Genomic DNA, 13817 nt, shown 5'->3' with positions numbered 1-13817 from the left:
TGTCTCTCCCTCGGCATTGCCGAGGGAGAGAGTAGGGGGCTTACCCGGGTCCGGGCATCAAGCTCATCCTATGTCAGAGCTTACCTTCGTCCTCGAAGGTTTCCGTCCAGTCGGCGATCAGCCCGTCAAGCGCTTCCTTGGCGGTGCCATTGCCAGCGACGACATAATCGTGGAAGCGCTTCTGCGATGCCTGAAGGAGCGACGCATAGGACGGCTCGGCCCAGAAGTCCTTCACGATTGCCATGCTGTCGAGGAAGGTCTGTGCATAGGGCTGGCTCTTGGCGAAGTTCGGGTCTTCGACCACGGCGCGAAGGCACGAGAAGCCGCCCATGGACCACCATTTGTCCTGCACATCCTTCTGGGCGAACCACTTGATGTAGGCCAGCGCGCCGTCCATGTTGTCGGTATTGGCGACGACCGAAATGCCCTGGCCGCCGAGCTGGGCGAACTTCTCGCCGCCTGGGCCCGCGGGATTGACGAGATAACCGGTCTTGCCGCCGCCGACATTCGGATCCGCCTCGAAGCCCGGCCAGGTGAAGGCGAAGTTCATCTGCATGGCGACCTGGCCCGACTTGTACGCGTCAATGCCTTCGCCCATGTAGGTGTTCGACGTGCCCGGCGCGACGCAGCAATCATAGAGCGACTTGTAGAATTCGAGGCCCTTCACGGCGCCTTCCGAATTCACGAAGCCTTCCATCTCATAGGGCTTTTCGGGGTTGTCGTACTTGAAGCCATAGCTGTAGAGCACGTCCATCACGCCCATCGTGATGCCTTCCGAGCCGCGCTCGGTATAGATCGAGGCGCCGTAGACGGTCTTGCCATCGATCTCCCGGCCCTGGAAGAATTCGGTGACCTGCTTGAGTTCGTCGAAGGTTGCCGGTGGCGTCAGGTCGCGACCGAACTTTTCCTTGAAGGCTGTCTGGATTTCCGGGCGTTCGAACCAGTCCTTGCGATAGGTCCAGCCGACCACGTCACCAAAGGCCGGTAGCGACCAGTAGTTCGGGGTATTCTTCGGCCATTCCGAATAGCCTGTGACGGTTGCCGGCACGAAGGCATCCATGCTGATGCCTTCCTTGTCGAAGAAATCGTTGAGCTTCACGTACCAACCGTTTTCGGCGGCACCGCCAATCCACTGGCTGTCGCCGATCATCAGGTCGCAGAGCTTGCCGCCGGAATTGAGCTCGTTGAGCATGCGGTCGGCGAAGTTCGGCCACGGCACGAACTCGAATTTCATCTTGATGCCGGACGAGGCCTCAAAATCCTTGCTGAGTTCGACCAGCGCATTCGCCGGATCCCAGGCGGCCCAGCAGAGTGTCAGTTCCTTTTCATCGGCATGCGCCACGACAGCGCCGAAACTCATTGAAGATCCGACTGTCGCGGCAGCAAGCAGGCCTTTCACATAAAGGGATTTCATCATGTCATCCTCCCAGCGCCGTCCGGTCTCCAACGGATGGCGAAACGCCCTTTCGGGCCAAATGCCGGCTCCGGACCCTCATCCAGGCCGGCCTCCTCCAGCGGAACGGGCGGCGTTGCTTGCGCCGACCTGAACCACGTACAAGGCTAATTGATGTGCGCACCTCAAAGCAAGTCGTTTTTGAGGTGCGCACATCATTTCTTGCGTTTTGCCGCGATTTGAAGGAAAGCTCTGCCAGGGGGAAATCAGCAGGAAGTCTTTATGCGTCCTACAGCGAAGGATCTGGCGGAGGCTGCGGGCGTCAGCCTTGCGACCGTCGACCGTGTCTTGAATGACCGGCCAAATGTGAGCCCGAAGGCTGCTCGGCTGGTGAACGACGCGATCGAGCGGATCGGCTTTGTGCGCAACCCGGCAGCCGTCAGCCTGGCCCGCAGCAAACTATATCGCTTCCTGTTTCTGCTGCCGGTTAGCGGCGATCTGTACCTCACTGAACTCCTACGCCATGTGGAGGAGCTGACCGTTGCGTTGAAAGGCGACCTCACTGAAATCACCTGCCGTCAGATCGCGACCGACGATGCACATGGCATCGCAAAGCTCCTCTCCGGTCTGGACAGGGAGACCGTTGACGGTGTTGCCTTAATGGCGCCCGAGTCCCCGCAGGTGCGTGACGCCATGGCCCGGTTGCTTGAGCGTAATATCAAGGTTGTGCAGTTTCTTTCCGGTCAGGAGAAACTGCCTGAGGCTGATTTCGTCGGCATTGATAACTTTGCGGCTGGAGCAACCGCTGGCAAGCTGATGGGCATGCTGGCAGGTTCACAGCCTGGGAAAGTCTTGGTGATTGCAGAAACCATGCAATCGCTCGATAGCATCCAGCGCCGCCTCGGCTTTGACCAGGTCATCAACCAGATGTTTCCGCATCTGACCTGCCTGCCTTCGATCGAAACCCATGCCGATGAGGCACGCACGCGGCAGGTGGTTGGCCGCGTGCTGGCTGGCAATCGCGACGTGGCCGGCATCTACGTGCTGAGCGCAGAGGCTCGCGTGCCGATCCTGGCAGCTTCTGGAAATGTTGAACTGAGCAGAATTGCGGTGGTTGTACACGAGCGAACGCCCTTTACCGAACAGGCGCTGCGTGACGACGTGATCGATGCCGTCATCGCACAAGATCCGGGCCATGCTGTGCGCAGCGCAATTCGTATCATGCGCGCCCGATCGGATGCCCGCGAGCCGCTGGCTGCACAGGAAAAGATCCGTATCGAGATCCTGCTCAAGGAAAACCTCTAAGCGCGACGTCTGAGCGGAGCCGTAGGCGTCAGGTCAGTCGTGTGGCTTGCCGATCATTGCCTCACCTTGCAGAGATGCGAGTGCGGCGCAACCAGCAGTCCAAGAGGCAGGGCAACAGAGGGCCGCCTGGTTCAAGTCGATGCCATGGGGGAGGCCGTGTCCTGGCGATATTTTTCGATGAAGGCGTCGATCGCGAGTGCGCGGATGTCAGGCAGGCGGCCGCGCAGCGTGTCATGGTGCCAGTCCCACCAAGCGATATCGAGCAGTGCTTCGGCCTGCTTTTCGCTGAAGCGCCGCTTGATGAGCCTTGCGGGAACGCCGCCGACGATCGTGTAAGGCTCGACATCCTTCGAGACGACCGCACCGGCGCCGATCACCGCGCCGGTTCCGATCGTCACGCCGGCAAGTACTGTGACGCCGTGGCCGATCCACACGTCGTGGCCAATGTTTACCCAGTGATCCTTACGCCACTGAAAGAAGTCGGTGTCGTCTTCGCCCAGCCCGTATTGTGCAGCTCGGTAGGTGAAGTGGTGCTGGCTTGCGCGCCAGGTGGCGTGGTTGCCGGGATTGATGCGCGCACCTTCGGCAATCGAGCAGAACTTGCCGAAGGTCGACCAGACGACGTTGCCGCCCTTGACGATGTAGGAATAGTCACCGAACTGACTTTCCCGCATGCTCACATGGGCCTGGATCTCGGTCCATTTGCCGAGTTCGCAGCCGACGACCGTCGCCGTTTCATGGATGGTCGGAGCTTCCGACAGCATTGTCATTTCGCGTGTTCCCATTTGCCGATGAACCGCTCGCGGATTGCGCCGGAGATGGCGTCGATGACATAGACCATGGCGATGATCAGGAAGATGATCGACCAGGCCTCGTCCCATCGATAGGCGCCGATGCGGTCGGAGAGGATGAAGCCGATGCCGCCGGCGCCGACAATGCCGAGAATGGTCCCTGAGCGGACATTGGATTCGAAGTTGTAGAGGGTGATTGAAAGAAGCACCGGCCAGACCTGTGGCAGCATCCCGAAGCGGATGGCCTGGGAGCGAGACCCTCCGGAGGCAACAACGCCCTCGACGGGCTTCTTGGAGATGTTCTCGATCGCCTCGGCGTAGAGCTTGGCGAGAACACCGATTTCGCCCACTGCGATCGCGAGCACTCCGGGAAGGGGGCCGAGGCCGAAGGCGCGAATGAAGACGAGCGCCAGGATTAGCGTCTCGAAGGCGCGGATGATGTCAAAACCTCGCCGAACGCCGAAGCGAAAGAAGGCGAAGCGGTTGATGTTCTTGGCGCCGAGAAAGGAAAGCGGAAAGGCGAAGACGGCGCCGAGCAGCGTGCCGAGAAAGGCCATGGCCAGTGTTTCGCCGAGGCCTGTCAGGATATCGCTCAACGGATCCCATTCGGTCCAGATATGCGGTGGGAACATGAAGGAGAGAACGCGGCCGAGGCGGCTAAGGCCGTTGATGATGCGTTCCGGCGTAAAGCCGAAATCATAGAGGCACCAGGCAAACAGCGCGGTAAAGCCGAGCATCAAACTCCAGCGCTTCAGCCGCGTCTGCATGGACGGACGGAAGGCAAGCGGCATGGACTGGCGCAGCGCCAGGATTTCCGTGCGGGTAACGGTTGTCATCAGTGGATCCTTTCCATGCCGATGATCCGGTGGCGCAGCTTTTCCGAGCCCCAGTCGATCACAAAGACGGTGACGAAGACGATGATGAAGAGCGCCGACAAATCGGTGTATTCCTGCAACGATACGGCAGTGCGAAGCTCCTGACCCAGGCCGCCGGCGCCGACATAGCCGATGATCGAGGACGAACGCACATTGATCTCGAAACGCAGCAGCGTGTAGCTGATGATGTTCGGCAGGATCTGCGGCACCGCGCCATAGCGTATCTGGTCAGCCCAGCTGCCGCCCGCCGATTTGACGCCCTCCAGCGGGCGCATGTCGATGTTCTCGTTCACTTCGGAATAGAGTTTGCCGAGCGCCCCGCAGGTGTGGAGCGCGATCGCCACCACGCCCGCCATCGGGCCGACGCCGAAACAGAAGACGAAGATCAGCGCGAATACCAGCTCCGGCACCGTGCGGGCTATCTCGAGATAGCGACGCGACAGCCAGAGCAGCCACCTGCTGGGGGAGAGATTGCGCGCTGCCGGGAAGGACATAACGAAGCCGCCCGCGACCCCAAGCGCGGTTGCCATGAAGGCAATGAGCACGGTTTCGAGGAGGAGCCAGCCCCAGACCTTCCACCGCCAGAACCAAGCAGCGAGATCTGCGCCAAGCGTTTCCCACGACAGCTGAGGAATAGTCTTGGCAAGATATTCGCCGAGCCGTGGCAAGCCTGCGAGCAGGATCCAGCGTTCGGCTCTGCTGCCGTCAGAAAGCGTGATCTGGCTGACCTTCAGGAGATTGGAGAAATCGGCTGTCACAACAAAGGCGATTAGTAGCGCCGCCGTCACCATGAGGAAGGTCAGCCGGCCGCGGGCGCGCTGGCGGGCATAGGCGCGTTCGAAATCCTGCACCGCCTCGGAAGGGGATGCGGCAGGGGCGAAGGTCATGGCGTTTCCCTGTAAAAAAGGGGCGATCCCTGTCGAGATCGCCCCATCTGCGTTTGCGTGGGATCAGCTCTTGCGCTGGGCCTTCAGCCAGGCGCGCATGTCGACGATCCACTGGTAGCGGTCATGGTCGACCTCGACATAGCCTTTGGCCGTCGAGTTTTCCGCGCCGGTCATTTCCTTGTGGGCTGCCGGATCGGCTTCCGGAACAGCCTTTACGGCGGCCTGCATGTCGGCGATCAGTTCAGCCGGCAGGTTGGCACGGGCGGTGAACGGACCGGAAGTAATCTCGGGCGACTTCCAGATGTTGCAGACCTCGCCTTCCTTGATCATGCCCTTGCTGACCATGCGCTGCGGAATGCCGCTCTTCTCGTTGTTGATATAGGTCGCGGCGGCATCGAACTGTCCGTTGACGACGCCTTGAACGCCGGCCTCGTGGCTGCCGGAGAAGGGCGTGGCCGAGAAATAGGTCGAAGGCTCGAAGCCCTGCTGCACGAGGTTGTAGTTCGGAACAGCATAGCCGCTGGTGGAATCCGGATCGGCGAAGGCCAGGACCTTGCCCTTCAGGTCCTCGATCTTCTTGTAGGGGCTGTCGCAGCGCACCGTGATGACCGAGAAATAGCCGGTGGAATCGTCTTCCTGAACTGCGGTCAGGAGCGGAACGATGCCGCCATCGGTCTCGGTATAGGCCGCGGCATAGGCGGAGGAGCCGAGGAAGGCGAATTCGATCTGGTCGGCGGCGAGCGCCTGGACGACTCCGTCGTAATTGCCAGCAGTGAAGAGTTCGACGTCGATGCCGAGGGTCTTTTCAAGATAGGCCTCGAAAGGCTTGTAGCGAGCAACGCGATCCTTCTCGTTCTCGCCGGACAGGACGCCGAAGCGGACGACCTTGTAGTCGGACTTCCAGTCGGCAGCGATGGCCGGCAGGGAAGAAAGCGTGAGGAGGGCTGTGGCGGCGATGAGACGCATTGGTATTCTCCCAGAGGTTGATCAGGCCGGAATCGCCGACCGGATGGAGGTCGAGGTGATGGATTCGTTGAACTCGGTGAGGCCGGAACCGCCGTAGATGTCACGAACGACATCGTCGGTAAGATTGCGGGCGCTGCCGTCGAACATGACGATGCCGGAGCGCATGGCGATGATCCGGTCGCAATAGGCACGCGCGGTGTCGAGGGTGTGCAGGTTGACGATAACGGTGATGCCGTCCTCGGTGTTGATGGTGCGCAGCGCTTCCATGACGCGCATGGCGTTGCCGGGATCGAGGCTGGCGATGGGTTCGTCGGCAAGCAGGATGCGCGGCTCCTGCAGAAGAGCGCGGGCGATCGCGACGCGCTGCTGCTGTCCGCCTGAAAGCGTGCCGGCGCGCTGAAGGGCCTGGGGCGCGAGATCGAGCCGGTCGAGCGCGCGGATCGCCAGCGCCCGTTCGGCGTCGGAAAAACGCATCGCCATAGAACTCGCAAAACCATGCGACGAGATGCGGCCGACCAGCACGTTGGTCAAAACGTCAAGGCGCTCAATCAGGTTGAACTGCTGAAAGATCATCGCACATTCACGTCGCCACTGGCGCAGCGCCCGTCCATTGAGCGACGTGATCTCGCGGTCACCAAAATGGACGCTGCCGTCGGTTGGATCGATCAGCCGATTGATGAGGCGCAGAAGCGTGGACTTGCCGGCGCCAGATCGGCCTATGACACCGACGAACTCTCCGGCGGCGATGTCGAGACTGACACCGCCGACGGCTCTGGTCTGGCCAAAGGTGCGGCCGAGCTTGCGAAGGGAGAGTGTGTTCTTTTCCATGAAGCGATCATGGAGCGCCTCTGTGACAGCGACATATCATCCGAATGAATTTAATTTGGAGGATTTGCGACAGTTCTGTAGCAGCCTCAGCGGCGCTCCAAGCCCTGTAGACAAGGGCGAAAGAGAAACGGGCCGTGCAATGCACGGCCCGTCAGACGGCGACAGGTTCTTTAGCGATCTTACGCCGCTTGAGCGAAGGTGAGCGAACCGTCGGAATAGATTTTGCGGCCACCCCGGAAGACGCAGCGGACATGGCCGATGCCATTATCGTCGGCGACAAGAAGGTCTGCTTTTTTTCCGACCGCGATCTCGCCGCGATCGGCAAGCCCGAGCGCCTGAGCTGGATTGGACGTCGCCAGCCGGCAGGCACCGGAAAGGCCATGCTTGTCGGTCTTTGCCAGTTCCAGCACCGCCGGCAGGATGGCCGACGGGTGATAATCTGCGGCCAGGATATCCAGCAGTCCGGCGGCATGAGCGTCGCGCGCCGAAAGATTGCCTGAATAGGACTGTCCGCGCAGCGCGTTTGGCGCGCCCATGGCGTTCATCAGGCCGAGTTTCTTCGCCGCGGCGGCGGCCTCGAGGGTGACCGGGAACTCGCTGATCAGGACACCAAGCGAATGCATCAGTTGAACCTTGGCGACGGTGTCGTCGTCATGGCTAGCGATCGCCACACCATGGGCATGGCAGGCTTTGGAGATAGCATCCAGCGTATGCGTCATTACGTCAGCCGGCTGGGTGCGCTCCTCGATGCGCCGCGCGATCGACTGCGCGGCTTCTTCGAGGCTCATACCCTTTTCGCGAGCGAGCTTTTCGATGTGGCGCTCGACATCGCGATACTGCCCCTGTCCCGGCGTATGATCGTTGAGCGAGATCAGATCTACGGAACCCTCGGCGATCAGCTCCTCGATCACGGCGAGCGCCTTGGGGAAGGTGATTTCGAAGCGGGCATGGACTTTGTGATCGACCAGGAGCTTGCCGCGCATGGTCTTGATCGCGCGGATGACGCTGCTGGTGTGCTCGTAGCTGCGCAGGTGCCCGTAGGTCGAGGCAGGACTGAAGGATAGCGCGGCATAGGCGGTCGTGACGCCAGAAACAGCAAGCCGGCGGTCGAGATCGCGCAGACCGAGCTCAAGCGGCATGCGCACATTCGGCCGTGGTTCCACCTCGCGTTCCACCATGTCGCCGTGCATGTCGATGAAGCCCGGCATAAGGATCAGGCCTTGCGCCGACATATCGGCATTGGCGACAGGTTTTTCCGAGATTTCGGCGATCATTCCGTCCTCGATGCGCACCGCACCGTTCGGCAGCACGCGGTCTAGCAGCACCACCCGGCAATCAGAGATCCACATTGGCAAGTTCCTCAAAGGCTTGAAGTTCGATTTCCCGGTCGATGAGCCCAGCCACGTCGCCCGGATGATGAAAGACGCCGATCATGGCGACACCCTGCGCCTTGAGGTCGGCGAGACGGTCGACCAGCGCCTTGCGAGCGCCGGCATCAAGTGAGGCCGTTGGCTCGTCGAGCAGCAGCAGCCGCTGCGGCAGGATGAGCGCTCGTGCGAGGTTCACCTTCTGCTGTTCGCCGCCGGAAAAGGTGGTGGGATAGGCTTTCCAGAGATTGCGCTTGACGCCGAAGGCCTCCAGCCAGCGCCGTGCCTCGACGAGCGCTTCTTCGTGCTGCATGCCCGCTTGGCGCAAGGGTTCGGCAACGATATCCTCGGCAGGAACCCGCGGACGGGCGATCAGGAATTGCGTGACAAAGCCGATCTCACGCCGGCGCAGAAACGCAATATCGACATCGGCTGCCCTGGCAAGGTCGATGCGGCCCTCGGCTGTATGGTACCAGATATGCCCCGCGCGCGGCAGATAGCTGCGATAGAGGGTGCGCAGAAGCGTCGATTTGCCGACGCCATTCGGCCCTCTCAAAAGCAGGAACTCGCCGGGGTTCAGCGTAAACCCGATGCCTGAAAATGCGTGAAGGTTCTGGTCGAGATGGTGCATGTGGAAGGTTTTCGAGAGGCCTTCCACCTCCAGGACGGGCTGCATGGCGGCCTCACAATTTGGCATGAACGAGTTGCTGGGTGTATTCGTGTTGCGGATCCTGGAAGATCTGATCGACCAGGCCTTGCTCGACCACGCGACCGCGCCGCATGACCATGACCCGGTCTGCCATGGTACGGATCACGCCGAGATCGTGGCTGACGATGACCATGGTGATCGCGCGGTCCCGCTGCAGCCGTTTCAAGGTGTCGAGAACCAGCGCCTGAACGGATACGTCGAGGCCGGTGGTCGGCTCGTCCAGCAGCAACAATGCCGGTTCGAGCGCAATCGCCTTGGCGAGCTGCACGCGCTGCTGCATGCCGCCGGACAGTTCGATTGGCCGCGCATCCATACGCTCTAAGGGGAACTCAGAGGCATCGAGCGCCTCTTGCGCCTTTGAGCGCAGTTCGGCGAAACTCCGCTCGCCAGCGATGAGCAGTCGCTCCGCCACGTTGCCGGAACTGGTATGACCCATCAGCAGGCCGAGATGCGGGTTCTGATAGACGATGCCGATATGGCGTGCGCAAAGCATGCGGCGGGCGAAGCGGTCGAGATCGAACAGGTTGGCGTCGAGCTCCGGCAGGGCCAGGCGATAGTCACCGCTGTCGGGCGTGTCCTCAAGGTTCATCATCCTCAGAAGGGTGGACTTGCCCGAGCCGCTTTCGCCGACGATGCCGAGTACCTCGCCGGGATAGACGGTGGCGGAAATGTCCTGAAGCGCGACCACCTTGCCGAAGCGTTTGCTGACGTCGGTCATCGTCAGAAGCGGCGGGGTTGTCATCAGTTGCGGCGCGTTCTGCAGCAGCTCAGCCAGAAGTTCTCCGATCATGGGCGGAATTCTCCGTTCTTGTACCAAGTCTCGCCCTGTTCCACGTTCAGCCCCTCGGTGCGGCGGATCGCCTTGATGCCGAAATTGCTGTCGGACAGCTCGAATTGCGAGCCGCCGTCGTCCTGTGGGATCTCGTTCATGAAATAACCTCTGACACCCGAGCGGTGGCAGGTGAGGTCGGCATGGTCCTCGACCTTGTAGGGCACGTCGGAGAAGACCAGCGGCTCGACCCGCGTGAAAGGTGGCACGGCGTAGAGCCGCTTTTCGCGCCCAGCCGAGAGGAAGGTCAGGTGCCTTGCCATGTCGAGCTTCGGCACGTCCCAGCGCGGGATCGGCGAGGGGGTCATGACATGGCGGCCGTTGACCAGCGAAGGATAGGACGCGCCCTGCATGATGCGGCCCGAACGTACGATCTGCTCATAGAGCGTCAGCCACAGCCGGCCGTAATCTGCGTCGGCATGCATCTGGCGGGCGATCGACATGTTGGGTTCGACCGGGCGCAGCGGTTCGGGATTTGGCACCTGCAGCACGAGGATCTGATCCTCGCGCAGCTTTTCCTCAGGGATACGGTGCCGGCTCTGAATGATCGTTGCCTCCTGCGTGTCCCAGGTCTCACCGGCGCCGGATACGCGCGAAAGGAATCGGCGGATCGAGGCGGCGTTGACGCTGTCGTCGGCGCCCTGGTCGATCACCTTGATCACGGAGGAGGGCTTGATCAGGGTCAGCGTCACTTGCAGGCCGCCGGTGCCCCAGCCGCGCGCAATCGGCACCTCGCGGCTGGCATAGGGCATCTGGCAGCCGGGTACGGCAATCGCCTTCAGCATCTTGCGGCGCAGCTCGCGCTTGGCCGAGGCATCGAGGAAGCCGTAGCTGAAGGCTTCCCATGGCTTTGTGAGTGCGGAAAGGCTCATGCCGGCTCCTTCACGGGCTTATGTGTGTTCGTCACGGCACCGGCAGGGGCCGCCGTCTTCTTCGCATCGCGCAAGGCGTCGAGCGAAGACTGGAAGGTGACGTAGTGCGGCAGCTTGAAATGGATGCAGAAACCCGAGGCTTCCACGGGTTCGGTGTGGTAGAGGAAGAATTCCTCGTTGACGGGTGAATTCTGATCCGCCGCTGCGGAATTGAGATCCAGCGTCGCGCCAGCGATGGTCTTGATTTCGTTCCAACCGAGTGTGGCGCAGAAGCCGAGCTGAAGCTGGCCGCCTTTTCCTTTGCTCGTGACTTCCGCCTGCGAGACGCGAACGCGACCAGCCGAGAAAACCGTGCCCGCCGGATGGCGCACACGCACCTCCGCTTCTGCAAGACGCAGCTCGTTGACGGTCGGATGCGCATTGCCATAGCCGCGCATCGCCGAATAGCCGAGTGCCAGCACACCGCCTGTGTCGGCGCGAGCCAGGCTTTGCAGCGTATGGGCGCGCTTGGCCGGAAAGAGAAGCGGCTCGCGGGTGAGGTCTGGAATGTCGTCAGGGGCGACCTCGTCGGCGGCGATGTCTGCAATCAGTCCTTGCGCCTTTTGCCAAGCGGCAAGCGACGGCTGGCGCGCCGGTGCGGGTCTTGCCGCAGGTTCGACCGGGGTCGGCTCGAATGCCTGGCCTTCCAGCACGCCGGTCGCCAGCAATCTGTGTGAATAGTCGAGCGTCGGGCCGAGCACCTGGCCGCCAGGAATATCCTTGAAGGCAGCGGAAATTCGGCGGTGCGTGAAAAGGCTGTCCTGCGTCACCGGTTCGGCGATCGCAAGGCGCGGCTGGGTGGTGCGCCAGGCACGCAGAAGGAGCACCGCCTCGTAAAGGTCGCCGCCGGCCTGGGCGAGCGCAAGCGCTGCCAGATCACGGTCGTAGAGCGAGGCCTCGCCCATCACGCGGTCGATCAGGTAAGGCAGGCTGTCGCGGACGTCCGCGACGCGCTCCATGTCAATCGTCCCCATTTCGGCGCGGTAGAGCCGCTCAGACTGTTCAATGGCGCGTTCACCGCCTCGAGTTGCCACATAGGCCATCAGAGCACCTCCACCGTGGTTGAGCGTGGCAGACCGACAACACGGTCTTCATCGACGAAGAAGAGTTCGAACCCGGTCGGGTAGAGGCAACGCGTCGCGCGAAGCGTCCAAACATCAGGCCTGAGGCCGCCGAGGCGGATATCCTCATAAGTTTCGATGCCGGGGCCGCGCAGGCGAAGCCCTTGTCCCTCGCCAATCCTCGCCCCTGAAAACACGGTGGCGCCATCATCGGGATAGAGATGCGACCCCGCGGGCGCGACGGCCAGATCGCGCAGGCCCGCCTCAGTTTCCAGATCGATAAAGGCGTGGTCGGCGTCGCGTGCGCCGGTAATCGCCGCTCCGGTCGAGGCGATCAGCGGCAGGAGCGTCTTATGGCCCGAAAAGACCCGGCATTCGCGGTCAATCAGCGTTTTGACGATGGCCTCCAGGCCCAGTTGCGGCAGTGCTTGCACTGTGCCGGGGCGGGCGAGCGCCCACATCAGGGCGTCGTAGGTGGCATTGTGAAGCCGCTCCAGGTCGTTTGGAACGGGGACAGCAATAAGGGCGGAGGCATCCATCAGAAGGTCTCCATGTCTACACGGGTCGCCTCGACCGCGCGAAGGCGCTCTGTGTCTGCGCCCATGATCTTCAGGGCCTCATCTTCCACGAAGTCACTGATGCGCGCGGCGAGGGTTTCGATCGATCCGGCTGCATCCACGATCGCCATTGCCATGGCGCGCTCGAGGTCGCGGCCAACGATCATGCCATAGCCTTCAGTGCCGTTGGACCGGAGCCGGATATGCGCCTCTGCCACCAACACCTCGCCGAGATGAAAATCTGTGCCCTTTACCGTGTCGCGCATCGGCAGCATCGCGAGCCCTGTGCGGCTCTGAATGACGTCGATCGCGCCGAGCGGTGCAAGAAGCTCTTCCGCGAAGGCCTTCAGCGCGGCTGTATTGGCGCGCGCAAGGGTTTCGAGCCGGCGGGCGTGGGCGTCGCCCGGCGCACCGGCATGCTGGAACTGTGTTGTCATGGGGCCTTGCCCTCCTCGCCCACGAAGGGGTCGTCGAGACTGTCGAAAGAAAACTGGACGCGGTCGCCTGCCCAGACCGCCTCGGAATAACCAAGCGCGGTGCCCTTGGCATCGACGTCGATCTTTGTGACGACCATGACCGGATGATCTGGGTGTTGCCGCAGCAGTCTGGATTCCTCCGGCTCGGCGCGGCGGGTGAAGATGGTGGTGCTCTTGCGGAAATAGTCGGTGACCCCGTGGTCACGATAGATTTCGGTCACGGAAATGCCAGCCTCACGGCGCACGCCTAGGTCCGGAAAGAGCGCTACCGGATGAAAGGCGATGCCGAGACTGATCGGCATGTCGTCGGCCAGACCCCGCCTCATGATCCGATGGACCTCGGCCCCGCGTGCGATGCTTAGCGCCTCCGCTACACGGTCGGGCGCCGGCACGATTGTTGAGGAGAGGTGCTCGGCGGAGGGCTTGTAACCCTGTCCGGTCAGGTTCTCGCGGAAACGCGTCCTGCGCCCGATCTGGTAGTTGATCAGCCGGGTCGCCTCGACGAAGGTGCCGCGCCCCTGTTCAACCCTGAGCTTGCCCTCGACCGCGAGCGCCGATACTGCACGCCGGACAGAGTGGCGGCCAACGCCGAAGACCTCGCAAAGCTCGGGCTCCGTCGGCAGCCGCGTGCCGGGAGCAAGTTTGCCTGAGGCGATGTCACTGGCCAGATGGTCTTTGACGATTTGCCAAGTGTCTCTTTGCATGCGCTATCCATGATTCATTCGAATGAATCATGGATAGCGCATGCGTATGACGCGGCGATGACGCGGCCTTGATCCTCAGGACAGGAAAATGGGTTTGGGTTGGCGAGGTACGATCAGTGCGGCTGCATGCACGAGCGAGGAGGGCGGACTACGCGTCT

Annotated in this window: 15 protein-coding genes; 1 reads left to right on the top strand and 14 read right to left on the bottom strand. The window is 61.9% G+C overall.

What is annotated here, in order from left to right:
* Positions 1-73: 73 nt before the first annotated feature.
* Entirely contained in the window at positions 74-1360 is a 1287-nt protein-coding gene (locus GH983_RS11690; protein WP_236759398.1) for an ABC transporter substrate-binding protein, read from the bottom strand.
* A gap of 315 nt (positions 1361-1675) precedes the next feature.
* On the opposite strand from GH983_RS11690, the gene GH983_RS11685 reads away from it, so the two are divergent.
* On the top strand, positions 1676-2698 hold the full coding sequence (locus tag GH983_RS11685; RefSeq protein WP_153762456.1) for a LacI family DNA-binding transcriptional regulator: 1023 nt from the start codon (positions 1676-1678) through the stop codon (positions 2696-2698).
* Between the two features lie 131 nt (positions 2699-2829).
* Here the strand turns inward: GH983_RS11685 and GH983_RS11680 are convergent, their stop codons facing one another.
* From GH983_RS11680 to phnF, 13 genes are all read right to left on the bottom strand, one after another.
* Positions 2830-3468 carry a chloramphenicol acetyltransferase gene (locus tag GH983_RS11680; protein WP_153762455.1) on the bottom strand — a complete coding sequence of 213 codons (639 nt, stop codon included), beginning with the start codon at positions 3466-3468 and terminating at the stop codon, positions 2830-2832.
* Positions 3465-4325 (bottom strand): phosphonate ABC transporter, permease protein PhnE, encoded by an 861-nt coding sequence (gene phnE / locus GH983_RS11675; protein WP_153762454.1) that lies wholly within the window; start codon positions 4323-4325, stop codon positions 3465-3467. Before phnE (GH983_RS11675) ends, GH983_RS11680 begins: the two co-directional genes overlap by 4 nt.
* Positions 4325-5251, bottom strand: coding sequence for a phosphonate ABC transporter, permease protein PhnE (gene phnE, locus GH983_RS11670; protein ID WP_153762453.1), 927 nt, complete (start codon positions 5249-5251; stop codon positions 4325-4327). The genes phnE (GH983_RS11675) and phnE (GH983_RS11670) overlap by 1 nt, the downstream gene beginning before the upstream one ends.
* A 63-nt stretch (positions 5252-5314) precedes the next feature.
* Entirely contained in the window at positions 5315-6217 is a 903-nt protein-coding gene (phnD, locus tag GH983_RS11665) for a phosphonate ABC transporter substrate-binding protein (RefSeq protein ID WP_153762452.1), read from the bottom strand.
* A 21-nt stretch (positions 6218-6238) separates the two neighbouring features.
* On the bottom strand, positions 6239-7045 hold the full coding sequence (gene phnC / locus GH983_RS11660; protein ID WP_069040994.1) for a phosphonate ABC transporter ATP-binding protein: 807 nt from the start codon (positions 7043-7045) through the stop codon (positions 6239-6241).
* Between the two features lie 179 nt (positions 7046-7224).
* Entirely contained in the window at positions 7225-8394 is a 1170-nt protein-coding gene (locus GH983_RS11655) for an alpha-D-ribose 1-methylphosphonate 5-triphosphate diphosphatase (protein WP_153762451.1), read from the bottom strand.
* Complete coding sequence (locus GH983_RS11650) at positions 8381-9088, bottom strand: phosphonate C-P lyase system protein PhnL (RefSeq protein ID WP_069040996.1); 708 nt, start codon at positions 9086-9088, stop codon at positions 8381-8383. Before GH983_RS11650 ends, GH983_RS11655 begins: the two co-directional genes overlap by 14 nt.
* Before the next feature lie 7 nt (positions 9089-9095).
* The gene (locus GH983_RS11645; RefSeq protein WP_153762450.1) at positions 9096-9911 is read right to left on the bottom strand and encodes an ATP-binding cassette domain-containing protein; all 816 of its coding nucleotides are present in this window, start codon (positions 9909-9911) and stop codon (positions 9096-9098) included.
* Entirely contained in the window at positions 9908-10822 is a 915-nt protein-coding gene (locus tag GH983_RS11640) for an alpha-D-ribose 1-methylphosphonate 5-phosphate C-P-lyase PhnJ (protein WP_153762449.1), read from the bottom strand. The genes GH983_RS11645 and GH983_RS11640 overlap by 4 nt, the downstream gene beginning before the upstream one ends.
* Positions 10819-11904, bottom strand: coding sequence for a carbon-phosphorus lyase complex subunit PhnI (locus GH983_RS11635; protein WP_153762448.1), 1086 nt, complete (start codon positions 11902-11904; stop codon positions 10819-10821). The genes GH983_RS11640 and GH983_RS11635 overlap by 4 nt, the downstream gene beginning before the upstream one ends.
* On the bottom strand, positions 11904-12461 hold the full coding sequence (gene phnH, locus GH983_RS11630) for a phosphonate C-P lyase system protein PhnH (RefSeq protein ID WP_153762447.1): 558 nt from the start codon (positions 12459-12461) through the stop codon (positions 11904-11906). The genes GH983_RS11635 and phnH overlap by 1 nt, the downstream gene beginning before the upstream one ends.
* Complete coding sequence (phnG, locus tag GH983_RS11625; protein WP_153762446.1) at positions 12461-12916, bottom strand: phosphonate C-P lyase system protein PhnG; 456 nt, start codon at positions 12914-12916, stop codon at positions 12461-12463. The genes phnH and phnG overlap by 1 nt, the downstream gene beginning before the upstream one ends.
* Positions 12913-13659, bottom strand: coding sequence for a phosphonate metabolism transcriptional regulator PhnF (gene phnF / locus GH983_RS11620; protein ID WP_153762445.1), 747 nt, complete (start codon positions 13657-13659; stop codon positions 12913-12915). The genes phnG and phnF overlap by 4 nt, the downstream gene beginning before the upstream one ends.
* Between the last annotated feature and the right edge of the window lie 158 nt (positions 13660-13817).

Origin of the sequence: Agrobacterium sp. MA01 (assembly GCF_009650195.1) — a bacterium.
Taxonomy (GTDB): domain Bacteria; phylum Pseudomonadota; class Alphaproteobacteria; order Rhizobiales; family Rhizobiaceae; genus Allorhizobium.
This window is presented reverse-complemented; position numbering and strand designations above follow the sequence as displayed.